We start from the raw sequence: 202 nt of genomic DNA on the forward strand, positions 1-202 counted from the left end.
CATGGTGACCGCGACGACGGGTCTGCCGGACCACGAGCAGGGTATGGCGACCGGTTTGGCGACGATGACGCAGCAGATCGGTATCACGATGGGCACGCCGATCATGTCCGCGGTCGCCGCGGCCAACACCGACATCCACGCGGGCATCACCACCGCGGTGATCGTGAACACCGCGATCGTGGTGGTCGGGATCCTCACCACC

At 66.3% G+C, this 202-nt stretch carries 1 pseudogene; it reads left to right on the forward strand.

Annotation, left to right across the window (positions count from 1 at the left end):
• Nucleotides 1-202 (forward strand): annotated as a pseudogene (locus tag IH80_RS40480) (MFS transporter); the annotation flags it as partial.

The sequence above is a fragment of the Streptomyces sp. NRRL S-378 genome, assembly GCF_000720645.1.
Classification (GTDB): Bacteria; Actinomycetota; Actinomycetes; order Streptomycetales; family Streptomycetaceae; genus Streptomyces.